We start from the raw sequence: 22235 nt of genomic DNA, 5'->3' as shown, positions 1-22235 counted from the left end.
GGCCGGCGCAAGGCCGGCCCAGCGGGATCAGGCGGCGGTTTCGGTCTTGACCGGTTCGCCCTTGACGCGGACTTCCGCCACATACTGGCGCATTGCACGAACCTTCACGCCGTCGGCGATTTCGAGTTCGAGTTCCTTGTCGTCGATCACCTTGGTAACCTTGGCGACGATGCCGCCACCCATGATGACCTGATCGCCACGACGGATGGCAGACAGCGTCTCTTCACGCTTCTTCATCTGCTGGCGCTGCGGACGGATCAGGAAGAAATACCAGACCACCATCAGCGGTGCGAAGAGCAGCAGCATTTCCAGTCCGGATCCCATCGCGCTCGGGGCAGCAACTGCGTCCTGGGCAAAGGCCTCGGTGATAAACATGAAAGACTCCCTATTGAAGCGTATTGGGGAGCCGCCCGGCCCCCTCGTCAGGTCGCCGGAATATAGTGAGAGAGCCCATGAATGCAACAGAAACAGCGCCGGGGCGTACCATTTTCAGGCCCCTTACCCTTTATGCCCGCAATTCTGCGTGATACCGCCCAAGCTCAGGCTTGCACAGCCGGACCGGACGACGAGGAGCAGGACGATGGATGATCAGACCGTGAGCGCACTTCTGGCGGAAGTGAAGCGTCTCACCGAGGCCGTGGAACGGCTGGCAGGGCCGGCGCCCGCCGTCAACGACTGGGAGGCCGCAGACTGTTTCGTCTGGTCTCCGGCACGGCTTCACCTGCAACCCGTCAAGCGACCGAACCGGGTGGAACTGGGCCTGATCCGCGGTGTCGACCATGTGCGCGACATCCTGCACGAAAACACATTGCGCTTCGCCGAAGGTTATCCTGCGAACAACGTGCTGCTCTGGGGTGCGCGCGGCATGGGCAAGTCGTCACTGGTCAAGGCCGTCCATGCCGACATCATCAAGACCAACGGCATCGCGCTGAAGCTCGTCGAAGTGCATCGGGAGGATATCTCGACGCTGCCGGGGCTGCTCGAGATTATCAAGGATGCGCCGCACCGGATCGTCGTCTTCTGCGACGACCTGTCATTCGATCACGACGACACCGCTTACAAATCTCTGAAGGCAGCGCTGGACGGCGGCGTCGAGGGCCGGCCGGACAATGTGCTGTTCTACGCCACCTCTAACCGGCGCCATCTTTTGCCGCGCCACATGATGGAAAACGAGCAGTCGACGGCGATCAACCCGTCAGAAGCCGTAGAGGAGAAGGTATCGCTCTCGGACCGGTTCGGCCTCTGGCTCGGCTTCCACAAATGCAGCCAGGACGACTATCTGACGATGATCGACGGCTATGCAGCGCATTTCGCGCTGCCGCTGCCCCGCGAGCAGTTGCATCACGAAGCGCTGGAATGGGCAACCACGCGCGGCGGCCGCTCAGGGCGCGTTGCCTGGCAATACATCCAGGATCTTGCCGGACGCCTGCGGATCTCCACCGACCGCCGCTGAATCTCTCCACCCGCAGAATCAGAAAGGCCCGGAGCGCGAGCTCCGGGCCTTTTCACTGACCTGTACGCAATACACTATTCCAGGTAAGTGATCGGGTTGACCGGTGCTGCATCCTTGCGGACTTCGAAGTGCAGCATCGGACGCTTGACGTTGCCGGTCATGCCGGATGTAGCGATGGTCTGGCCGCGCTGGACCTTCTGGCCACGCTGAACCGACAGGCTGTCGGCATGGCCGTAGACGGTGACCTTGCCATCGTCGTGACGGACGAGAACCGTGTTGCCGAGTTCCTTGAGGCCGTTGCCGGCATAGATGACCACGCCGTTCTCGGCGGCCTTGATCGGCGTGCCCTGCGGCACGGAGATCGCGATACCGTCGCTGCGCTTGCCATCGATATTGGCGCCAAAATTGGCGATCACGGCACCGCGGGCCGGCCAGCGATACTTGCCTATGCCGGTCAATTCGGGTGCGGCCGTTTCCGGCTTGGCAGCGGCGACTTCCGTCACCGACTTGTTGGCGGCCGGGGCCTGGTATTGAGCGGGCTGACCGGCAGCCGGCACGGAGGCCGTCTTGACCGGATCGGCGGCCGCTGCAGCCGGAGCCTGGGCAACTGCGGGTGCCGCGACCCTCTTTGCCGGGACGACGAGCGGCTGTCCGATGCGGATGTTGCCGCTGGCCAGATTGTTTGCCTTCTTCAGGTCATCGACCGAAACGCCGTTGGCCTTGGCGATGCGCGCCAGGGAATCGCCGGGCTTCACGATGTAGGAGCTGGCACCAGCACCGGCGCCCGCATCCGACTTGCCGGTGGCGGCCGATGCCGAGACCTGCTGCTTCTCGCGGGAATTCGGGGCATTCGGCAGGACGGCGACGTTCTGCTGCTGGTCGCCCGGCAGCACAGGCTTGCGGCCATCGGTCGGCAGGCCGGAAGCATCGGCCGCAGCGCGGGCAGCATTGGGACCGCCGAAGGTCGGGATGATCACGAGCTGGCCGGGGGCCGCATCGCTGACATGGGTCAGACCATTGGCCTTGAGGAGTTCCTTCTGCGGAACGCCATAGCGATCGGAGAGCGTCGCGATGGTCTCGCCGGGCCGCAAGGTCACGCGGGCAGCACCGGCCGTCGACCAACCGCCCTGACGGGGTGTCGAACCGGTCGATGTCGGCTCGGCCAGAACCTGACCTGGGTTGACTGCAGCCACCTGACCGGCTTGCGGCCGAGGCGCAGATGGGAAGGGCTGCGCAAGCGCTGCAGCACGCTCGGAATTATTGCCAGAACCTGATGGCGCGGCGAGTTCGGCGCGCTGCACGGAGGCCGGCGTGCTTGCCGCCCGGGCAGATGCCGGTGCCTCGTAAGCCGGGCTTGCCGGCATCGGCTGTGCCATGGCCTGAGACTGGCCGTACATGCCGCCGCCACCGATGTTCTCGGCGGGGACCGGCGGCTGATTGCGCAGCGCTGACTGACGTGGGATGGAGGCTGTGGTCAGACTGTCGGTGGAGAAGACCGAGCTGAAGCGCGAGGCGTCTGAACTACACCCGGCCGCCGTACCGGCCAGGAGGAGCGCGCCGCACAAACGAGCGACAGACAATCCAGCTTTCGGCGATACACTTTTACGCATGACTCGACCCACATATGACACAACTTGATGTGGGTTCATTAAAGCGCGTTAGTATTACCGGTCAGTTAACCCCGTGGATTCGTTATGAACGAATTCGGCGAAGCGCATATAAATTATGCAAAGGCGGGCGCTCTTGCGCCTGCGCTCAAAGGGATCTGGAAAGTTCGAAAAATATGAATTCAGAGGTGCTGGGCAATCTTCGGCTGCAGGGGCAGGAAGGGCACCTCGAACAGATCCTCCCGTTCGAAGCGGCTCCCGGTCTTGGTCAGACGGACCATGACGCAGCGCTCCTCGTCCAGCATGATCGGTGCAAGCAGCATGCCGCCGGACACGAGTTGTTCGGCAAAGAATCGGGGCATGACGGGATAGGCCGCCGTGGACACGATACGGTCGAAGGTCCCCTCGCCCGGCAGCCCGTTCGAGCCGTCGACCTGGCGCAGGATAACGTTACGAAGCGCAAGCCGCTCCAATCGACCCTGGGCGCTCGCAATCAGGGTCTTGTATCGTTCGATCGAGATCACCCGCTCGGCGAGCCGCCCGAGAACGGCGGTCGCGAAGCCACTGCCAGTGCCGATCTCAAGCACCCGATGTCCTGGCTTCACCTGCAGCATGGAAAGCAGTCGAACGGCGAGATCCGCGCCCTCCATGAACTGCCCGCATTCGATCGGGATCGAGCGGCTGGAATAGGCGCTCTGGGCGTATTCGGGCGGAACGAAGCTCGAGCGATGCGTCTGCTCGACGGCCGTCAGCAGGTCGAGATCGGTGATGCCTTCGGCCCTGAGCCGCAGGACCAGAGCCGCAAAGCCCTCGCGCTCGACCAGAGCAGATCTCACACTGCATCCCCATCGGCGAGCGCTGCCGCAACCATGTCCTGCACTGCATAGTCGGTCATGTCGAGCTTCAGCGGCGTCACGGAAATCTTCTTCTCGCGCAGCGCATGAATGTCGGTTCCGGCGCGGAAGTTGCCCTTGCGGTCGCCGAATCGCAGCCAGAAATAAGGAAGGCCGCGCCCATCCTGACGCTCTTCCACCGAGAGGCCGAAGTCCAGCTTGCCCTGCGACGTGACATCAATGCCCTGCACCTCTTCCGGTTCACAATTCGGGAAGTTGACATTGAGAAATGTGCCGGGTGGCAAATCGATCGTCGAAAGCTTCTTCAGAAGATCCGGCGCCAGGGCTTCTGCAACATGCCACGGGATCGGCGCACCCGCCTCGTAGCTATAGGCCTGGCTCAGCGCGAAAGACCTGACACCGTGCACCGTCCCTTCGATCGCACCGGCAACCGTTCCCGAATAGGTCACGTCGTCGGCCATGTTTGCGCCGGCATTGACGCCGGACAGGACGAGATCAGGCTTGCGGTCGAGCACCTTGCGGATCGCCATGATGACGCAATCGGTCGGCGTGCCACGCAGGGCAAACTTCTTGTCGTCGAGCTCGCGCAGACGCAAGGGTTCCGAGAGCGTCAGCGAATGGGCAAGCCCGCTCTGGTCGGTCTCTGGCGCGACGATCCAGACATCGTCGGATAGGCTGCGGGCGATGCGCTCCAGGGAGGCAAGGCCCGGAGCGTTAATACCGTCGTCATTCGTCAGCAGGATGCGCATGGTCACTCCGGTTGCGGCGTGATCAGGCCGCCTTCTCGATTTTCTTGATGCCGCCCATGTAGGGCAGCAGAACGTCAGGCACAGTGATCGAACCGTCCTCGTTCAGGTAGTTTTCCATGACGGCGATCAGGCAGCGGCCGACGGCCGTGCCAGAACCGTTCAGCGTGTGCACGAAGGTCGTGCCCTTGCCGTCCTTGTTGCGGTAACGCGCATTCATGCGTCGGCCCTGGAAATCGCCACAGACCGAGCAGGAGGAGATTTCGCGATAGGTGTTCTGGCCCGGCAGCCAGACCTCAAGGTCATAGGTCTTGCGGGCGCCGAAGCCCATGTCGCCGGTGCAAAGCGTCATGGTGCGGAAGTGCAGGCCAAGACGCTTCAGGACCTCTTCTGCGCAGGCCGTCATGCGCTCATGTTCGGCCATCGAGCTTTCGGCATCGGTGATCGAAACGAGTTCGCATTTCCAGAACTGGTGCTGACGCAGCATGCCGCGTGTGTCGCGACCGGCAGAGCCAGCCTCCGAACGGAAGGACGGTGTCAGTGCCGTGAAGCGCAGCGGCAGCTTTTCCTGGTCGAGGATTTCGCCCGAGACGAGGTTGGTCAGGGTGACCTCCGCCGTCGGGATCAGCCAGCGACCGTCGGTCGTCTTGAACAGGTCTTCCGCGAATTTCGGCAGCTGGCCGGTGCCATACATGGCGTCGTCGCGCACCATCAGCGGCGATGACACTTCGGTATAGCCGTGTTCGCTCGTGTGCAGATCGAGCATAAACTGGCCGAGGGCGCGCTCAAGCCGAGCGAGCTGGCTCGTCAGGACCGTGAAGCGGGCGCCCGAGAGTTTCGCGGCGCGCTCGAAATCCATGTAGCCGAGGTTCTCGCCAATCTCGTAGTGCTCGAGCGGCTTGTGGTTCCATGTCGGCTTTTCACCGACAACGCGAGCGACGACGTTGTCGTGCTCGTCCTTGCCAACGGGCACGTCATCATGGGGAATGTTCGGGATGCGCGACAGGGCGTCGTTGAGCTCAGCGGTAAGCTGGCGTTCTTCCTCTTCGGCTGCCGGCAGCGTGTCCTTGAGCGAAGCGACTTCCGCCTTCAGCTTCTCGGCGAGCTCCATGTCCCTCTGCGCCATGGCGGCGCCGATTTCCTTGGAGGCCGAGTTGCGGCGCGACTGCATGTCCTGCATCGCCTGGGCGACAGACCGGCGCTTCTGGTCGAGCGCGATCAGCGAGGCAGACAGCGGCTCGGCACCGCGCTTGGCGAGTGCGGCGTCGAGGGCCTCGGGGTTTTCACGGATCCACTTGATATCGAGCATCGTCGTTCCAGGTCTTGGTTTTCGACCGGGATCGGAGCTGGCCGGCGGCCACGTCCGGCCCCATGTCGGCATGGGTTGAATGCGGCGGGACCGCCCGGTCTGCCTCAGGCCTGCTCTTTAGAGCCAGCCTCGGCGAGTTCCGTGGCAGCGCGCTTCTTTTCGATGAGTCGCGCCGCATAGATCGCAACCTCGTAGAGAAGGATTGTCGGCAGTGCAAGACCGATCTGGGACAGCGGATCCGGCGGCGTCACGATGGCTGCGATGACGAAGGCAACGACGATGAAATACTTGCGCTTGTCGGCAAGCCACTGGCTCTCGAGGATGCCGACCCGCACCAGAAGACTGGTGACGACCGGCAACTGGAAGACGAGGCCGAAGGAGAAGATCAGGGTCATGATCAGACCTAGATATTCCGAGACGCGCGGCAGAAGCGAGATCGCAACGCCGCCCTCTTCAGGCGCCTGCTGCATGGCCAGGAAGAACCACATCACCATAGGCGTGAAGACGAAATAGACGAGCGAGGCGCCGAGCAGGAAGAGGATCGGAGACGCGACCAGGAACGGCAGGAAGGCAGCGCGCTCGTTCTTATAGAGGCCCGGTGCCACGAACTTGTAGACCTGCGAGGCTATGACCGGAAAGGCAATGACCATGGCGCAGAAGGCGGCAACCTTCACCTGGGTGAAGAAGAATTCCTGCGGCGCCGTATAGATGAGTTCGGTCTTCGTTACGTCGAGCCCGGCCCAGTCCACTGCCCACTTATAGGGGACGACCAGCAGGTTGAAGAGCTGCTTGGCGAAGTAGAAGCAGACGAGGAAAGCGACGAAGAAGGCGCCGAGCGCCCACATCAGGCGCGAACGCAACTCGATCAGATGCTCAATCAACGGCTGGGGCTTGTCGTCCATATCGCCGCTCATGCGCGGTCCTCACTCTTGCTCTTGCGTGCCTTGGGCGCCGGCTTGGCCGTAGGTTCGGGAGCGGGCGCGGCCTTTGCCTTGGCAGAAGCAGCCCCAACAGTCGCCGGCTTCGGCTTCGCGGTTTTGGCGGCCGGGTTCGCTTCGACAGCGACGGGCACCGTCTTGGTCGACTTGGCAGGCGCTTTTACAGCAGCTGGCGCCTTGGCGGCCGGCTTGCGGGCTGCCGTCTTCTTTGCAACCACGGGCGTAGCTGCCGGTGCGGAGGTCGCCGGAGCCGTGGCAGCAACCGCAGGCGCCGCAGCGGCTGCTGCCGGCGCAGGTGCTGCTGTTGCGGCGGGTGCTGGCGACGCGGGCTGGGCGACTGCTGCCGGCGCAACAGGCTGCTGGACCACGGGCTTCAGCTCCTCGGGCGGTTCGCCAAGGCCGAGCGGCATTTCGGGCAGGATCGAATTGTCCTCGTAGCCGTTGTCCAAAGGCGCGGATTTTGGATCAAGACGCGTGGACCGCTCCAGGTCGGACTTGATCTCCTGCCCCATCTGCCGCAGCGGATTGAGCGTCTCGCGGATCGTGTTTGCCGGATTGAGCGACCGGATGTCGTTGACCGAATTCTTCAGGTCATCGAGCTCTGCCTCGCGCAGGGCCTCGTCGAACTGGGCGCGGAATTCGCCTGCAGTCTGACGCAGGCGCTTGGTCATCTTGCCAAAGGCCCGGATCATCGGCGGAAGGTCCTTCGGACCCACCACGACGATCAGGATGACCGCAATCACCAAAAGCTCGGTCCAGCCTATATCCAGCATGCAAACGGGCTCCTGATGCCACGCCATGGCGCCTCAAGACGGGCGCCGGTCTTCCAAGATTTCAACGAAGAACGGGCAGCTCAAGGAGCCGCCCGTCCGATCGGCTTCGGCCGATCACTTTACCTCGTCGGCCTTGTGGTCGACCGTCTTCGTCACGGTAGGCTGTGCGTTGGAGGCGGTCTGCTTCTCGCTCTCGTCCTCTTCGCTGATGCCCTTCTTGAAGCTCTTGATGCCCTTGGCAACGTCACCCATCAGTTCCGGGATCTTGCCGCGACCGAAGAGAAGCAGGACGATCGCCAGAACGATGATCCAGTGCCAAATGCTAAACGAACCCATGCCTGCCACTCCTTAGATTTTCGTTTCCCCGATGTAGGGGCTTTGCGGTGTCTTTTCAAACACCAAAATGTCCTTGGGCTCAACCGCAATCGTCACGTCGCGCGCACCCGCTGACAACATGTCGGCCCGAATCCGCGCTCGAACCGGCCGCTCTGTGCCGGGAACGGCAAGATCGAGCAGCTCGACGACGCCAAGGAAGCGCCGCGCAATGATGCGGGCCGGAATGGGACCACCGCTGTCGTGAACCGACAGTCCGGAGAGCCGCACGGCGACCTCAACCTCGGCGCCTTCGGCAATGTCTCCGGAATCGGCGGCCCCCAAGGGCGTCTCGACGCGACCGCCACGCACTCTCCCGGAGAATTCGTTGATCTCCGAGAAGAAGGCAGCCGCGAAAATGTCGTTGGGCCGGCGATAGAGATCGTCCGAGGTCCCAACTTGCACGAGCCGACCATTCTTCAGCAATGCAATCCTGTCGGCCATGCGCATGGCTTCCTCAGCGTCATGGGTGACGACGACGGCAGTCGCGCGGGTCTCACGAAGAATTGCGAGCGTGTCGGCCCGCACGGTGTCTTTCAGGCGCGAATCGAGGCCGGAAAAGGGCTCGTCCATCAAGAGCACGCTCGGCCGGGGTGCGAGCGCTCTCGCCAGTGCCACGCGCTGCTGCTCGCCGCCCGACAGGGCGTGCGGAAACTTCTCGGCATAATGCGCGAGGCCGACGCGCTCCAGCGCAACCATGGCTTCGGCCACAGCCTCTTTGCGTGGCAGTGCAGTGAGGCCAAAGCGGGCATTGTCGAGAACGCTCATGTGCGGGAATAGGGCAAAATCCTGAAACATCAGCCCGATGCCACGCTTCTCCGGCGGCAGAAAGGTTTGGGGACCGGCCACTTCGCGGTCGTTGATCAGAACCCGGCCTGCGGCCTGCGCCTCGATACCGGCAGCGATCCTGAGCAGTGTCGTCTTACCCGATCCGGAGGGACCCAGCAGGCAAAGCACTTCGCCCGGTTCGGCGGTCAGCGACACGCCACGGATCGTCTCCTTGCCGTGATAGCGATGCTGAATGTCCTCGAAGGTCAGGCGCGCGGCAAAGGTTACGCCCGCCGTGCGCTGGCCGTCTCCATGCTGGATCTTCGCTGGGTTCATTCTGCCGTCCGCGCGGCTCATCCCGGATCGTTGCGGATTTTTGGAGCCGCACGACCCGGCATCACCGGTCACCGTTGAAAAAGCTGACCCTATTCCTCTGCTTCACCGCCCGGAGTCAAGAGGCCGAGTTCCTCAAGGTCGAGCTGGGTAATCGGATCTTCCTCGTCGGTCAGATCGTCGTGGGCCATGGGAAGCGGTATGTTGAAGTTGGCGGGGATGCGGCCAGACAGCAGCCCTGCCCCCTTCAATTCTTCGAGACCGGGCAAATCACGCAGCTCTTCCAATCCGAAATGATCGAGGAAATCGCGGGTCGTGCCGAGCGTGACAGGACGGCCGGGCGAACGACGGCGACCGCGAAACCGCACCCAGCCCGCCTCCATCAGCACATCGAGCGTGCCCTTGGAGGTCTGGACGCCTCTGATGTCCTCGATTTCGGCGCGCGTTACCGGCTGGTGATAGGCAATGATCGCAAGCACTTCGAGGGCGGCACGCGAGAGCTTCTTGACCTCGGCCTCGTCGTTGCGGATGGCAAAGGACAGGTCTGCGGCTGTGCGAAAGGCCCAGTGGTCGTCGACCTGCACGAGGTTCACCCCGCGCGCAGCATAGTCCTGCTTCAGCTGGTGGAGGATTTCGGGCGCTGAGATACCGCGCGGCAGACGCTCCTCGATAAAGCTTGTCGAGACGGGCTGGGCCGAGGCGAAGACGAGGGCTTCGGCGATCCTCAGCGCCTCGCGGCGATCGAGCTCGGCGCGCAGGGATGCGGAATGACCGCCCTCCTCTGGTTCCATGCCCTCCTCCGGCTCGAGATCGTCCACATCGGCCACGGCTTACTCCACCGCCTTGAGCGCCTCGGCCCTCGGGCCGCTGCGCATGTAGATCGGTTGAAAGGCACCGTCCTGGCGGAGTTCGAGGCGGCCCTCGCGCACCAGCTCAAGCGAGGCTGCGAAGGCACTGGCGATCGCGGTCACCCGTTCCTCCGGGCTCGGCAAGTAGCGCAGCAGGAAATGGTCGAGCGCCGTCCAATCGGAGATCTCGCCGATCATGCGGGTGAAAATGCCGCGCGCGTCCGAGAGTGACCAGACGCGCCGCTTCTCGATGGTCACCTGCGTGATTGCCTGGCGTTGACGCAGTGAGGCGTAGGCGGTCAGCAAGTCGTAGAGCGATGCCTCATAGGCACTTACCGCGCGCGAGGGGACATGCTCCGGCGCCCCGCGCGGGTGGACGTCACGACCGAGACGATTGCGGTTGATGAGGCGGCTTGCGGCCTCGCGCATCGCCTCCAGCCGCTTCAGGCGGAAGGCAAGCGTCTGGGCCATTTCCTCGCCCGAGGGACCATCGTCCTTCGGCTGCTGCGGGATCAGAAGACGCGACTTCAGATAGGCGAGCCAGGCGGCCATCACGAGATAATCGGCGGCAAGCTCGATGCGAATGCGCCGCGCACTTTCAATGAAAAGAAGATATTGCTCCGCCAATGCCAGCACCGAGATGCGGGCGAGATCGACCTTCTGGTTTCGGGCGAGGAAGAGCAGCAGATCCAGCGGCCCTTCGAAGCCGGCGACATCGATCAGCAGCGCGGGGTCGCTTGCGGCCCTCTCCTCGGCCGTATCCTGCCAGAGGCTGTCCATCGGCGTCGGTGCCGGTGTCTCCCCGTTGGAAGTCCGGTTCAAAACCGTCGGCTGGACGGGGCCACGCACCATCAGGCCACCGCCATCAGGTTGGCGAATTCGTCGCGAAGGGCCTGCTCGTCGGCAGCTTCCGGAACACCAAATGCCGCCTCGACGGCATCCGCCCGCTCCCGTGTCTTGCGGGAGAGCTCCGACACGGCTGCTGCAACGGCTTTCATCTCGTCCATATGGCCATGGCAATGCAGGACAACGTCAAGGGCCGCAGCGACACGCACCGCCCGCTCGCCGATCGTGCCCTTCAGTGCATTCATCGAGATATCGTCGGACATCAGCAGCCCCTCGAAGCCGATCGCCTTGCGCACGATTTCCTCGGTCACAATCTGGGAGGTCGAGGCGGGATGATCGCGGTCGATGTCGGTATACACGACATGGCAGCTCATGCCCATCAACTCGTGGGCCAGCGCCTTGAAGGGCACGAAATCATGGGCTTCGAGTTCAGCCCGCGGCACGGTCACAACAGGCAATTCGTGGTGGCTGTCGGCCATACCCCGACCATGGCCAGGGATGTGCTTCATGACCGGCAGCACGCCGCCGGCCTTCAGGCCATCGGCTGCCGCCTGCCCCATCTTGGCAACGACATGCGGATCGTTGGAATAGGCCCTGTCGCCGATGACGTTGGAGGCACCGACGATCGGCACATCGAGGACCGGAAGGCAGTCGACATTGATGCCGAGGCGATAGAGATCGAAGGCGTGCAGGCGCGACATCAGCCATGCGGCGCGCAGCCCCTTCTCAGCGTTCCGGTCATAGAGCGCACCGAGATCGGCGCCGGAGGGATAACGCGGTGCGATCGGCTCGCGGATGCGCTGCACGCGCCCGCCTTCCTGGTCGATCAGGACCGGAACTTCGGCGCCGCCACCGACCGTCTCGCGCATTTCGGCGACCAGATCCTTGACCTGCTCCGCCTCGCCGATGTTGCGCCCGAAGAGGATGAAACCCCAGGGCTGTTCATCACGATAGAAAGCCTTCTCGTCAGGGCTCAAGCGCTGGCCGAGGCAACCGAGGATCATGGCTTTGGCGGGGCGGGACTGTGTTGTCATGGCAAGACCATATCGAGAGGGAGAAGAAAGCGAAGGGCCCGGCAGTGAGCGCCAAGCCCTCATACACAAAAAAAGAGGCGGAACACGCGGTTCCGCCTCTCGAAGATTTGAAAATTGGGTCCGACCTCAGCGAGAGACGAGGCAGCTTCCACCGGCGGCGCGATACTGCTCACAGAGCGCCACGGCGTCATCCTTGGAGCCCGCGACGACCCGCACGCGGTAGAAGGTGCCCTTGCCGGGAATGTCCGCCTGACGGATTTCCCAGGGCTTGCCACCCAATACGCCAGCAAACTTGGTGGACAGGTTGCGATAGCTCTTCTGGGCGTCGGCCTCGGACGGCAGGGACGCGATCTGAACGCCGAAGCTGCCCGCCGGTGCTGCAGTGGCAGGAGCAGGCGTTGCCGCGGCCGGTGATGCGGCAGCAACCTCAGCCGGGGCTGCTGGCTGCGCCGGTGCCGTGGCAGCAGGAGCAGACGGACGAAGATTGCCCTGATCCGTTACGGTGCCGACGACGTTGACCGGCTGGTCGGCCGGGCGGGTCGTCGGGACCGGCGCACGCGATGCGGTTGTATCTGCGGGAGCCGCTACCGTCTCTGCCGTCACAGGCGTTGCGGCAGCCAGCTCAGCTGCAGCGGTCGTCGTGGCGGCAGGGGCAGTCGCCGACGCGTCGGTCGTACCACCCGGGGTCACGACGCGGGTATCGACGGTCCTCACAGTATCGGCGGCATTGGTGTTCGGGACGCTCGGCGGTGCAAGCACCGGAGCGTCGGCTGTCGATTGCGACGAAGGCGCAGACGCCGTCTCGACCGGAGCCGGTGTCGGCTCGGCTGGGACTTCCTGAGCGACTAGCGTGCCGTCGGGGCGAACGATCATCGTGCGCACCTTGCGCGGCGTGATCGTCGCCGGGTCTTCGGCGGCGGCCTGCGGCAGCTGGCCATCGGGGAGCAGGCGCGGATCCTCGGTTTCGCCAACAGGCGTCGCCAGGGCTTCGCTTCCACCATCCATCGGCAGCGTTTCCGGAATCAGGGTACGCTGGACAACATCGATCGGCTGCTCTTGCGAGGAAATCAGGCTGGGCTGCGTGGGATCCTCGACCCCATTGCCGGCCACGCGATCATAAACTGCCTTGTCCTGGTTCGGGACGGACTTGCCGCCCGGGTCCTCGGGGACAATCTTGACCGGAGACTTGTCAGCAGCGATCACCTGCGGCTCGCCGCTGCTCAGCGTGCCAACTGCTCCGCTGCCGAGCCAGGCATAGAGGCCGCCTGCACCAGCGAGCAGCACGATCACGGCCGTGCCAGCCATCAAATACGGCTTGATGTGACGGAAACGGAAGCCCTGCCCCTCACCTGAAATGGTGATGTGGCCACGACTTTCAGGCTCCAGAGCCCCCGAGGAGGTCATCGAGCTGCGGAAATCTTCCTCCAATGCCTTCTCGAAGGCGTCGAAGTCATCCAGCGGTGCGCCAGGTGCTCGGGCGCCCGTTGCTGCGGCCGGTGCAACCTCTGCAGCAACACGGCTCACTGCGGTCGGGTTCGGCTGGCGTGCTGCCGGCACCACGGGCTGCTCGAACAAGGTTGCCAATTCCGCATCGATGTCGATGTCGTAATCTGGCTGGGGCGCCTGTGCAGGGCGTGCATCAGCCACCGGAACGTCCGGCACGTCCATGCCGCTCAGGGTTTCCAGCAAATCGTCCTGCTCGGAGATCTCGGACGGATCGAAGGCAAAGCTGTCGTCGACCGGCGTTGCAGGGCGCGCGGGCGCGCTTGGCATGGCGGGCGTAGCCACTTGGCTTTCAAAAGCCGGGCGAGCGACGGCCGCTGCAAAGGCGGAGGCCGATACGGTCGGCGCGGCAACATAGGCAGGTGCCGAGGTGCTGGCGCCGTAGGACGGTGCCGTGACAGCAGGCTCGACGCGGGCCGGTGCGACAGCAGGGGCAGTGGCAGCCGCGAACGCAGCAGCGCTGACGGCCGGTGCAGGCTGCGGCACAGATTTCTGAGGTGCGACGTCGAGCTCGGAAAGATCGAGCTCGATATCGTCAAGCTGCAGATCGAATTCCTGGTCATGGAAAGGATCGAATTCCTCGTCGGCAATCACAGGGGCCGCGCGCTGAACGACCGGCTCTGCGGCCTGGGGCTGAACGACAACATCCTCGTCGATCGCCAGTTCATCGAGAAAATCGAAGCTGAAATCGACGTCGTCGCGGTCCGCCACAGGCACTGCCGGAATGGGCGCAGGTGCAGTAACCGTCGAGGTGGCACGCGGCTCCGCCTGCACGGCGAAGCCTTCGAAATCAGCCGAAACGGCAGGAGCAACAACAGGCTCGATCCGCTGCGGAGCGGGAGTGCTTGTCGGAATTGGCTCTACCGGACCCGCAGCCCAGTCAAAGCTTGCCTTGCCGAAATCAAGCGCCATCGGCTCCTTCGCGACCGAAATCGACGGACCGCTCGGGGCATCGTAACCCTGCAGATCGAGTGCCGGAATATCGCGCGGCGGCTCGACAGCAAGCTGCGGCTCCGGGCGACGGGCCGGCTGGGCGGAAAAATTGGCGAGCGGCAGCCGCAGACGCGGCGGCTCGACCTGAGCCGGCTGCTGCGGCGCGACCGGGCGCAGATCAGCATCGGCGACAGCGAATTCAAGTTCGTCGGCAAGATCAAACGTCACTTCCGGCTCGACCTGCTCCGCGACAGGCGCGTGATCGACACGACCCGGCTCCTGGGCATCGGCCACGTACAGATCCATATCCGATACAAAGGCGTCATCATAAGCTGAGACTGGCTCAGGATATTCGACCGGTTCGGGCGCATAGGCCGCCTGCGGCGCAGAATAGGAAACGATCGGCTCCGACTCGAAACGCGGCTCTTCGCGGTACTGAGCCACAGGAACGCTCTCGACGATGGCCGGACGCGCGACGACCGGCTCGGGCACAGACAGCGGCGGCGCATAGGACGGCGGCGCGGGCGAGGCCTCATAGCCCTCGAACTCGCGCATCAATTCGTCTTCGAGATTGAATTCGGCCGAGCGCATGTCGGGCGCCTGCGGAAGCGAGACAACCGGCTCACGCTTCAGCGGCTGATCGAACCCAACGATGCGGGCGAGTTCCGCCAACGGATCATCATCCGCGAAACCGTCGCCCTGCGATCGAATGCTGTTTGCAGCCTGCTTCTGTACCATTACCTGTTCCACTCACTCACGCGACTCAACGCCTGCCAGCGCAATGTGGGGAATTGGTGACGATACTATCGCATTTCTACCGGAGCTTCGGTGCCAGTAATGGCCAGTCCCGACTTCAACACGGAGGCGACAGCATGCACCAGCCCAAGCCTGGCGATGGTTAATTCTCTATGTTTATCGTTAACAAAGCGTAATTCGGGCGAATCCTTGCCCTTGTTCCAGTGAGTATGGAGCGAGCTTGCCAGATCATGCAGGTAAAATGCAAGTCGATGCGGCTCCTGCGACAGTGCGGCCGCCTCGATGATCCGGGGATATTCGGCAAGCTTGGCAATCAGGGCGAGTTCCGTCGGATCTTCGATCTGTCCCATTACGGCACCGGCAAGGTCGAGCTGCTCGATATCGAGATCGGGCAAGGCTTCCTTCGCCTGGCGCATGATCGACATGCAGCGGGCATGGGCATACTGCACGTAGAAGACCGGGTTGTCCTTCGACTGCTCGGTTACCTTGGCGAAGTCGAAATCGAGCGGCTCGGAGTTCTTCCGGTAGAGCATCATGAAGCGCACCGAATCGCGGCCGACTTCCTCGACCACTTCACGCAGCGTTACAAAGTCGCCCGAGCGCTTCGACATCTTCACCGGCTCGCCGTCACGATAGAGCTTGACCAGCTGGCAGAGCAGCACGGTCAGCTTCGACTTGCCTTCCGAGACCGCGCGGTTGACGGCTTCCAACCGCTTCACATAGCCGCCGTGGTCGGCACCGAGCACGTAGATCATCTCGGAGAAGCCGCGGTCGAACTTGTCCTTGAAGTAGGCGACGTCGGCGGCGAAGTAAGTGTAGGAGCCGTCAGACTTCATCAACGGACGGTCGATGTCGTCACCGACCTCGGTCGAGCGGAACAACGTCTGCTCGCGGTCTTCCCAGTCTTCCGGCAGCTGCCCCTTCGGCGGCGGCAGCGTGCCGCGATAGACATGGCCCTTGAAGGTCAGGTCGTTGATGGCGGTACGGATCTTGGCGGCACCATTGGCATGCAATGTGCGCTCAGAGAAGAAGATGTCGTGATGCACATTCAGCGTGGCGAGATCGTCGCGGATCATCACCATCATCGCATCGATGGCCTTTTCCTTGACGATGGCCAGCATGTCCTCTTCCGGCATGCCGTAAAGCTTGGTGCCGTATTCGTCGGCAAGCGCCTTGCCGACCGGTACGAGATAATCGCCCGGATAAAGCCCCGCCGGGATCTCGCCGATATCCTCACCGAGCGCCTCGCGATAGCGCAGGAAGGCCGAGCGGGCGAGCACGTCGATCTGTGCGCCGGCGTCGTTGATGTAGTATTCCTTGGTTACCTCATAGCCGGCAAAGCCAAGCAGGTTGGCGAGTGTGTCACCGACGACGGCGCCACGGCAGTGGCCGACATGCATCGGCCCGGTCGGATTGGCCGAAACATATTCGACATTGACCTTGTGGCCGGCACCGACGGTCGCGCGACCGAAATCGGTCCCCTGACGGATCATGGTCGCCAGCAGACGCTGCCAATAGGGCACCGACAGGCGGATGTTGATGAAGCCTGGACCGGCGACGCCGACGTCTGCGATGTCGGGATCCTGCTTCAGCTTTTCGCCGATCAGGTCGGCGAGCGCGCGCGGGTTCATGCCCATGCCCTTGGCGAGCACCATCGCGGCATTGGTCGCGGCATCGCCATGGCTCGGATCGCGTGGCGGCTCGACAACGATGCGGCTGAAGTCGAGGCTGTCGCGCTTCTCGCGCACCGCCTCGATCTCGTCGAGCGCTGCTTTGATCCGGATTTCGAAATCGGCGAAAAGGTTCATGGCGTGTCCCTGCGCGCCGGAGCTCAGTCCCGGCGTTCTCTAAAGAATTTCGTCGGGTGCCTATCGCAATTCAGGAGTCCGGTCAAACAGCTCGCGATGCGTTCGCACCGCATAGGTGTCGGTCATGCCGGCCAGATAGTCCCCGACATGGCGGGCCTTCTGGCCATCGTTGAGGCCCGAGATATGGTTCACCCAGAAGTGGCTCTTCATCAGCTTCGGGTCGTTCATATAGGCGTTGAAAAGATCGGTGACGATCTCGGCCGCCGCGGCCCGGATGCGCATGATGTCGGGGTGGCGGTAGATACGGCTGAACAACAGCTTCTTGATTGCCTTGTCGGTCTCGGCCATCTGATCGGAGAAGGTCGCGATCGTCATTGAGGCCGCCCTCACCTCCTCGACGCTCTGCGGTTGGACCGTCTTCAGCCGCTCCTGCGCCACGCTGATCACGTCCTCAACCATGCGGGTGATCTGCCGGCGCATGATCTCGTGGGTGAACCTGTCAGGGTCGAGATGCGGGTAGCGGTCGCGCACCTCCTTCATCAGGCCAGCGAGAAAGGGCACATCCTCCAGCATATCGAAGGTCAGGTATCCCGAGCGCAGGCCATCGTCGATGTCATGGGTGTTATAGGCGATGTCGTCTGCAATCGCCGCTACCTGAGCTTCGAGCCCAGCAAAGCTCGCCAGTTCCAGATCATGGATCTCGCAGTAATCAAGGATCGGCTGCGGAACCGGGCCACGGGTGCCCTGCCCGTCCTTGGTCAGCAGAGGCCCATTATGCTTGACGAGGCCTTCGAGCGCTTCCCAGGTGAGGTTCAGGCCGTCGAAATCGGCATAGCGCCGTTCGAGCTTGGTGACGATGCGCAGCGACTGGGCATTGTGGTCGAAGCCGCCATAGGGTTTCAGCACCTCGTGCAGCGCATCCTCGCCCGTATGCCCGAATGGCGTATGACCGAAGTCGTGAACCAGCGCCACACCTTCTGCCAGGTCCTCGTCGAGCTTCAGGGCGCGGGCGAGAGCACGGGCGATCTGGGCCACCTCGATCGTATGGGTAAGCCGGGTGCGGTAGTGGTCGCCATCCGGGCCGATGAAGACCTGGGTCTTGTGCTTGAGGCGGCGAAAGGCGGTCGTATGGACGATGCGGTCACGGTCGCGCTGGAATTCGGAGCGGGTGAGGCTTCCCCCTTCTTCGAAGAGACGGCCACGGCTCGCCCAGGGATTGGTCGCATAGACTGCCCGCTCTCCGGTCCCGAAACCCAATGCTGCTTGATCGATCGTCATACGCGTGCCGCTTGCTCCCCATTGACGCAACTCGTGTGCCTTCATACCTATAGCGGACAAAGCCGCAAGGCGATGCAGGTTCCGAAGGGTCTTCGGGCCGTCTCGCCGGATCAAAAGTCGCGCAATTGCGTGACATTGTGGTGATTTGCGCCGAATAGAACCGTTTTCACCGGGCCTTGAACCCGGCAGGAGGCAGAATGAGCACCGAAACCGTTACCCTTTCCGAAGCCGCAGCGAAGCGAATCGCCGCAATCGTCGCAGCCGATGCCGACAAGCAGGCGCTGCGCGTGTCCGTCGAAGGCGGCGGCTGTTCCGGCTTTTCCTATAAGTTTGACCTGGACGGCCAGCCTGCTGGCGACGACATCGTGATCAGCCGTGACGGCGCCACGGTGCTGATCGACCCGATGTCGATCATCTACATGGCTGGCTCCGAGATCGACTTCGTCGACAACCTGCTCGGCCAGTCCTTCCAGATCAAGAACCCCAATGCGGTGGCGAGCTGCGGCTGCGGCACCAGCTTTTCCGTATGAGCATGATGAAAATAGCCACCTGGAACATCAACGGCGTCAAGGCGCGCATCGAGAACCTGTGCCAGTGGCTGAAGGATAGCCAACCGGATATTGCCTGCCTGCAGGAGATCAAGTCGGTCGACGAAGGGTTTCCGCGTGGAGAGATCGAGGCGCTTGGCTATCACGTCGAGACCCATGGTCAGAAGGGCTTCAACGGCGTGGCGCTCCTCTCGAAGATGAAGCCCGACGAAGTGAACCGCGGCCTGCCCGGCGACGAGACCGACGAGCAGGCGCGCTTCATCGAAGGTGTCTTTTCCGTCGAGGGCGGCGTCCTTCGTGTCGTCTCGCTCTATCTGCCCAACGGCAATCCGTCTGACGACCCGGTGAAATATCCCTACAAGCTCGCCTGGATGGCACGCCTTGAGGCCTTTGCGCGCGATCGTATGGCGCTCGAAGAGCCGCTGATCCTTGCCGGTGACTACAATGTCATCCCCGAGCCGCATGATGCCAAGGACCCGAGCCAGTGGGTCACGGATGCACTCTTTTTGCCGCAGACACGGGCGGCCTTCCGCCGCCTGGAAAACCTCGGCTTCGTTGACGCCGTTCGTGCGACCAATGACGAGACGCCGCTGTTTTCCTTCTGGGACTATCAGGCGGGTGCCTGGCAGAAGAACAATGGCATCCGCATCGACCACCTGATGCTTTCGCCCGAGGCGTGCGACCGGCTGCGTTCGACGGCGATCGAAAAACACGTGCGGGCCTGGGAAAAGCCATCCGACCACGTGCCGGTCGTCGGGCATTTCGCCTTCTGAGACCACGGCAAATCGCAGACACAGAAATGGGCGCCGAGGCGCCCATTTTCATATCTACCATCAGCCACAAAGGGTTCAGTCGCCCTGCTCGTAGACCTGTGGCGCAAGCGCCACCGCCACCCTGCGGTCGTCCTCGGTGGCGAGGGAAAACGCCCGCTCCTGCAATTCCTGCATCCAGGGACAATCCTTGGCGCTGCAACGATCCAGGGCTGCGGTCAGGAAAGCGAGCCCGCGCACCGTCTGGCCTTCTTCGAACAGTACATTGCCGAAGATCGACATGGCGCCGGCATGGCCGCTCTTGCGGGCCATGTTCAGCCACTTCTTGGCCTGCTGGACATTCACCCTGCCGCCCTCGCCCGCGAGGATCATGCGCGCCAGCTGAAACTGCGCTTCCGGTACACCGAAGGTCGAGGCCACCTGGAAATAGATCTGCCGTGCCTGGGCGAGATCCGCCTTGACGGGGCTGTCCGGGATCCCCTGCCGGTAATAGCGGGCCAGCGACAGAAGCGCATTGACGAAGAATCCGGTATCCGCCGACCCCGGCTCGACACCCTGATTGGCGATCTCCGCATAGATCTTGAAGGCCTCGAAGTCGTTTTCGACGACGCCGTCGCCAGCCGCATACATGTTGGCCAGCGCCCAGCGCGAGCCGGTATGGCCCTTTTCCGCTGCGTAGCGATAGGCCTCAACCGCCTCTTCCTTCTGGCCCTTCTTGTAGGCGTTGAAGCCGAACTTGAAGAGATCGAAGGGACCGGATTCCTTGTTCACGCCAGCATTCATATCGAATGCACGAGCGGACGGGCTCGAGGACAGCAGAAGAGCCGCCGTCAGAAGCATTGCCGAAGTCTTCCAGTCACCGAGACGCATGGGTCCGCACAATTTCCAAGTCATGATGGACATCAGAAGCCTCGCCCCACGTGTGCGACGAGTTCACCTGCGCCCGATCCGAAGAATACATCAAACCGATGAATAGACGGTTCATGACCGATTGTCCGGTCGGAGCTTCCGTCATCGCTCCTTCTTGTTCTCGTCTGCATGGAAGAGAGACTAGACCCTATTTCCGGCAAGACCGGGGCGATCGATCGCGCCTGATCCATTTTCCCTTCGAGACAGTCTGGACGCTCCCCAAAAGCGACCGAAGTCATTGCTATCAGCACCGAATTTTCGCCCCAGAGGCTCATATGAAACTCTTAACACCACGCTCGGAAACAGCCCCCGCCGTTCCACGCAACACCGGTGCTCTTCGTTTGTGGCGGGAAATGGACAAATTCGCCCGATGAGCGGCCTGACAGGAAGGATAGAGGCGATGTTGCAGAATCATCACATTCCGGAAAGCTGAAAGACCGTTGCACGGGCTTAAACGAAAGAAGCCCGGACAAGCCGGGCTTCGATCAATTCGATGTCGCAGAGATCAGAAGCGAACCTTGAGCGAGGTCGAGACTGCGGCTGCAATGTCATTGTCATAGGTGTACGAAGCATCGTCACCATAGGTCACGCCGTTGGCAACCACCGCACCCGAGCTTCCAGAGGTCAGGATGCTGACGGCACCAGCCACGCGCAGCTCAACATTCTTGGTTGGGGTATAGGAAACGCCGGTACCGAAGGTCCACACGTCGCTCTGGGCACCAAAGCCCTGCGAGGTGCCGCGATCCCAGGTAACCGAACCTGCGACGCTCCACTGTTCATTAAGCTTGTGGCCGATACCACCGCTCACAGTCCAGCCGTCACGGTAGATCAGGTCAAGCGAGGTTGCCTGAGGAGTAGTGCGCGAGCAGCTCGTGGTTCCGACGACGCAGAACGGGATTGACTGCAACTGGCTCCAGTCCGTCCACTTTACCGATCCGAATGCCAACCAGTCCGGCGCGATACCCGACTGAACCTTCAGTTCCAGAGAGTCTGGCATCGTCGTTGAGCCGTAGACGGCGGTGTCGCGGCCGGCGAGTTGGTTGCCACCAAAATTAACTGGCAAGCCGCGCAAATCGAGGTTGCCGGTAATCTCATCAAGCTCAACTTCGCTGTTATAGACCAAGCTCGCACGCAGGGCGTATTCCGGGATTTCGTATGCTGCACCGATGCGCCAGCCGTAGCCATCACCTTCAAGGTTTAGTCGACCAAGCCCGGACAGAGAACCAATAAAACCCGAGTTAGGGTTGAAAACAATACGCTCTTTGAACCCGTCCAGTTGCTGATAGAAACCGCCGCCGATCACTCGAAGCTGGCCCGGACCCACATCGAACTTGTATGAGCAGGTCAGTCCATAGTTATGACTGTTGACCTTAGTCTCAACATTCTGGTTGGCGCCCGCCCAGTTTGTGCCGGGCTTGGTGTGTGCGCCCCAAGGCTGAGAGTAATCCGCCAAACAATCGACACCCTCCATCAGGGTGGCCTTGAACCCAATCCTCGGAACGAAATAGTTTTCAGAATCATCAGCTTCGGTCGGACGGCCGGTCAGGTTTCCGCCACCACCGATTGTGTTTGCCGTGTTCGTATCGACAACGTTTTTGATCTTACGCTGAGGCGCCACATACGTCACGCCACTCTCGAACACATACTGGCCCGGATCGAACAGAAGGTCGATGTTGTAACCGCCACGTTCAAGACCGCCTGCCTGCGCGCCTCCCACGAATGCGCATGCTGCGATCAGCCCGAGGGCCGTTGTCTTCATCAAATGGTTCGCCATGTCTCTCCCCAATTCAGGCAAAACTGTGATTGGCATACTAGACATGTGCGAGAGGATGGCAATCCGGTGACGGCC

General features: G+C 62.4%; 19 protein-coding genes and 1 pseudogene. 3 read left to right on the top strand and 17 right to left on the bottom strand.

What is annotated here, in order from left to right; translation table 11 throughout:
- Window positions 1-27: 27 nt before the first annotated feature.
- Window positions 28-375 carry a preprotein translocase subunit YajC gene (gene yajC, locus GH983_RS07715; protein ID WP_054150154.1) on the bottom strand — a complete coding sequence of 116 codons (348 nt, stop codon included), beginning with the start codon at window positions 373-375 and terminating at the stop codon, window positions 28-30.
- A gap of 205 nt (window positions 376-580) precedes the next feature.
- Here yajC and GH983_RS07710 point away from each other — a divergent pair, with 205 nt between their 5' ends.
- Entirely contained in the window at window positions 581-1453 is an 873-nt protein-coding gene (locus tag GH983_RS07710) for an ATP-binding protein (RefSeq protein ID WP_153762075.1), read from the top strand.
- A 74-nt stretch (window positions 1454-1527) separates the two neighbouring features.
- Here the strand turns inward: GH983_RS07710 and GH983_RS07705 are convergent, their stop codons facing one another.
- From GH983_RS07705 to GH983_RS07640, 14 genes and pseudogenes are all read right to left on the bottom strand, one after another.
- Window positions 1528-3063, bottom strand: coding sequence for a peptidoglycan DD-metalloendopeptidase family protein (locus GH983_RS07705; protein ID WP_153762074.1), 1536 nt, complete (start codon window positions 3061-3063; stop codon window positions 1528-1530).
- A 179-nt stretch (window positions 3064-3242) separates the two neighbouring features.
- Entirely contained in the window at window positions 3243-3896 is a 654-nt protein-coding gene (locus GH983_RS07700; RefSeq protein WP_054150151.1) for a protein-L-isoaspartate(D-aspartate) O-methyltransferase, read from the bottom strand.
- Window positions 3893-4663 (bottom strand): 5'/3'-nucleotidase SurE, encoded by a 771-nt coding sequence (gene surE / locus GH983_RS07695; RefSeq protein WP_153762073.1) that lies wholly within the window; start codon window positions 4661-4663, stop codon window positions 3893-3895. Before surE ends, GH983_RS07700 begins: the two co-directional genes overlap by 4 nt.
- A 22-nt stretch (window positions 4664-4685) precedes the next feature.
- Window positions 4686-5969: a serine--tRNA ligase gene (gene serS, locus GH983_RS07690; RefSeq protein WP_153762072.1), complete on the bottom strand. Its 1284-nt coding sequence runs from the start codon at window positions 5967-5969 to the stop codon at window positions 4686-4688.
- A 104-nt stretch (window positions 5970-6073) separates the two neighbouring features.
- Window positions 6074-6883, bottom strand: coding sequence for a twin-arginine translocase subunit TatC (gene tatC, locus GH983_RS07685; RefSeq protein WP_054150148.1), 810 nt, complete (start codon window positions 6881-6883; stop codon window positions 6074-6076).
- A gap of 182 nt (window positions 6884-7065) precedes the next feature.
- A pseudogene (gene tatB, locus GH983_RS07680) lies at window positions 7066-7680 on the bottom strand (Sec-independent protein translocase protein TatB); the annotation flags it as partial.
- A 114-nt stretch (window positions 7681-7794) separates the two neighbouring features.
- Complete coding sequence (locus GH983_RS07675; protein WP_054150147.1) at window positions 7795-8016, bottom strand: twin-arginine translocase TatA/TatE family subunit; 222 nt, start codon at window positions 8014-8016, stop codon at window positions 7795-7797.
- 12 nt (window positions 8017-8028) lie between these two features.
- Window positions 8029-9156, bottom strand: coding sequence for an ABC transporter ATP-binding protein (locus GH983_RS07670; protein ID WP_054150146.1), 1128 nt, complete (start codon window positions 9154-9156; stop codon window positions 8029-8031).
- An 89-nt stretch (window positions 9157-9245) separates the two neighbouring features.
- Complete coding sequence (gene scpB, locus GH983_RS07665; RefSeq protein ID WP_371418477.1) at window positions 9246-9971, bottom strand: SMC-Scp complex subunit ScpB; 726 nt, start codon at window positions 9969-9971, stop codon at window positions 9246-9248.
- Window positions 9972-9983: 12 nt separating this feature from the next.
- A complete protein-coding gene (locus GH983_RS07660) occupies window positions 9984-10853 on the bottom strand; it encodes a ScpA family protein (RefSeq protein WP_371418445.1) in 870 nt (289 codons plus the stop codon).
- Window positions 10853-11881, bottom strand: a complete 1029-nt coding sequence (nagZ, locus tag GH983_RS07655; RefSeq protein ID WP_194842797.1) for a beta-N-acetylhexosaminidase — start codon at window positions 11879-11881, stop codon at window positions 10853-10855. Before nagZ ends, GH983_RS07660 begins: the two co-directional genes overlap by 1 nt.
- 126 nt (window positions 11882-12007) lie before the next feature.
- Complete coding sequence (locus tag GH983_RS07650; protein WP_153762070.1) at window positions 12008-15055, bottom strand: SPOR domain-containing protein; 3048 nt, start codon at window positions 15053-15055, stop codon at window positions 12008-12010.
- Between the two features lie 65 nt (window positions 15056-15120).
- The gene (gene argS / locus GH983_RS07645; protein WP_153762069.1) at window positions 15121-16881 is read right to left on the bottom strand and encodes an arginine--tRNA ligase; all 1761 of its coding nucleotides are present in this window, start codon (window positions 16879-16881) and stop codon (window positions 15121-15123) included.
- Between the two features lie 60 nt (window positions 16882-16941).
- Window positions 16942-18159, bottom strand: coding sequence for a deoxyguanosinetriphosphate triphosphohydrolase (locus tag GH983_RS07640; protein WP_054150141.1), 1218 nt, complete (start codon window positions 18157-18159; stop codon window positions 16942-16944).
- 197 nt (window positions 18160-18356) lie between these two features.
- Between GH983_RS07640 and erpA the strand changes: the two genes are divergently transcribed.
- Together erpA and xth are read left to right on the top strand one after the other, a co-directional pair.
- The gene (erpA, locus tag GH983_RS07635; protein ID WP_054150140.1) at window positions 18357-18689 is read left to right on the top strand and encodes an iron-sulfur cluster insertion protein ErpA; all 333 of its coding nucleotides are present in this window, start codon (window positions 18357-18359) and stop codon (window positions 18687-18689) included.
- Window positions 18690-18694: 5 nt separating this feature from the next.
- Window positions 18695-19480: an exodeoxyribonuclease III gene (xth, locus tag GH983_RS07630; RefSeq protein ID WP_153763576.1), complete on the top strand. Its 786-nt coding sequence runs from the start codon at window positions 18695-18697 to the stop codon at window positions 19478-19480.
- Window positions 19481-19555: 75 nt separating this feature from the next.
- Here xth and exoR read toward each other — a convergent pair whose 3' ends face one another.
- Both exoR and GH983_RS07620 read right to left on the bottom strand, forming a co-directional pair.
- Entirely contained in the window at window positions 19556-20317 is a 762-nt protein-coding gene (exoR, locus tag GH983_RS07625; RefSeq protein ID WP_236759355.1) for an exopolysaccharide production regulator ExoR, read from the bottom strand.
- A 574-nt stretch (window positions 20318-20891) separates the two neighbouring features.
- Window positions 20892-22160, bottom strand: a complete 1269-nt coding sequence (locus GH983_RS07620; RefSeq protein WP_153762068.1) for an OmpP1/FadL family transporter — start codon at window positions 22158-22160, stop codon at window positions 20892-20894.
- Between the last annotated feature and the right edge of the window lie 75 nt (window positions 22161-22235).

The organism is Agrobacterium sp. MA01 (assembly GCF_009650195.1).
Taxonomy (GTDB): Bacteria; Pseudomonadota; Alphaproteobacteria; order Rhizobiales; family Rhizobiaceae; genus Allorhizobium.
The sequence above is the reverse complement of the archived record's forward strand: the minus strand, read 5'-3'. Positions and strand labels throughout refer to the sequence as shown.

Bases quoted from the DNA above. Each gene is read 5' to 3' on its own strand.
- yajC (WP_054150154.1), bottom strand. From the start codon at position 375: ATGTTTATCACCGAGGCCTTTGCCCAGGACGCAGTTGCTGCCCCGAGC.
- GH983_RS07710 (WP_153762075.1), top strand. From the start codon at position 581: ATGGATGATCAGACCGTGAGCGCACTTCTGGCGGAAGTGAAGCGTCTC.
- GH983_RS07705 (WP_153762074.1), bottom strand. From the start codon at position 3,063: ATGCGTAAAAGTGTATCGCCGAAAGCTGGATTGTCTGTCGCTCGTTTG.
- surE (WP_153762073.1), bottom strand. From the start codon at position 4,663: ATGCGCATCCTGCTGACGAATGACGACGGTATTAACGCTCCGGGCCTT.
- serS (WP_153762072.1), bottom strand. From the start codon at position 5,969: ATGCTCGATATCAAGTGGATCCGTGAAAACCCCGAGGCCCTCGACGCC.
- tatC (WP_054150148.1), bottom strand. From the start codon at position 6,883: ATGAGCGGCGATATGGACGACAAGCCCCAGCCGTTGATTGAGCATCTG.
- GH983_RS07675 (WP_054150147.1), bottom strand. From the start codon at position 8,016: ATGGGTTCGTTTAGCATTTGGCACTGGATCATCGTTCTGGCGATCGTC.
- GH983_RS07670 (WP_054150146.1), bottom strand. From the start codon at position 9,156: ATGAACCCAGCGAAGATCCAGCATGGAGACGGCCAGCGCACGGCGGGC.
- GH983_RS07660 (WP_371418445.1), bottom strand. From the start codon at position 10,853: ATGGTGCGTGGCCCCGTCCAGCCGACGGTTTTGAACCGGACTTCCAAC.
- nagZ (WP_194842797.1), bottom strand. From the start codon at position 11,881: ATGACAACACAGTCCCGCCCCGCCAAAGCCATGATCCTCGGTTGCCTC.
- GH983_RS07650 (WP_153762070.1), bottom strand. From the start codon at position 15,055: ATGGTACAGAAGCAGGCTGCAAACAGCATTCGATCGCAGGGCGACGGT.
- argS (WP_153762069.1), bottom strand. From the start codon at position 16,881: ATGAACCTTTTCGCCGATTTCGAAATCCGGATCAAAGCAGCGCTCGAC.
- GH983_RS07640 (WP_054150141.1), bottom strand. From the start codon at position 18,159: ATGACGATCGATCAAGCAGCATTGGGTTTCGGGACCGGAGAGCGGGCA.
- erpA (WP_054150140.1), top strand. From the start codon at position 18,357: ATGAGCACCGAAACCGTTACCCTTTCCGAAGCCGCAGCGAAGCGAATC.
- xth (WP_153763576.1), top strand. From the start codon at position 18,695: ATGAAAATAGCCACCTGGAACATCAACGGCGTCAAGGCGCGCATCGAG.
- exoR (WP_236759355.1), bottom strand. From the start codon at position 20,317: ATGCTTCTGACGGCGGCTCTTCTGCTGTCCTCGAGCCCGTCCGCTCGT.
- GH983_RS07620 (WP_153762068.1), bottom strand. From the start codon at position 22,160: ATGGCGAACCATTTGATGAAGACAACGGCCCTCGGGCTGATCGCAGCA.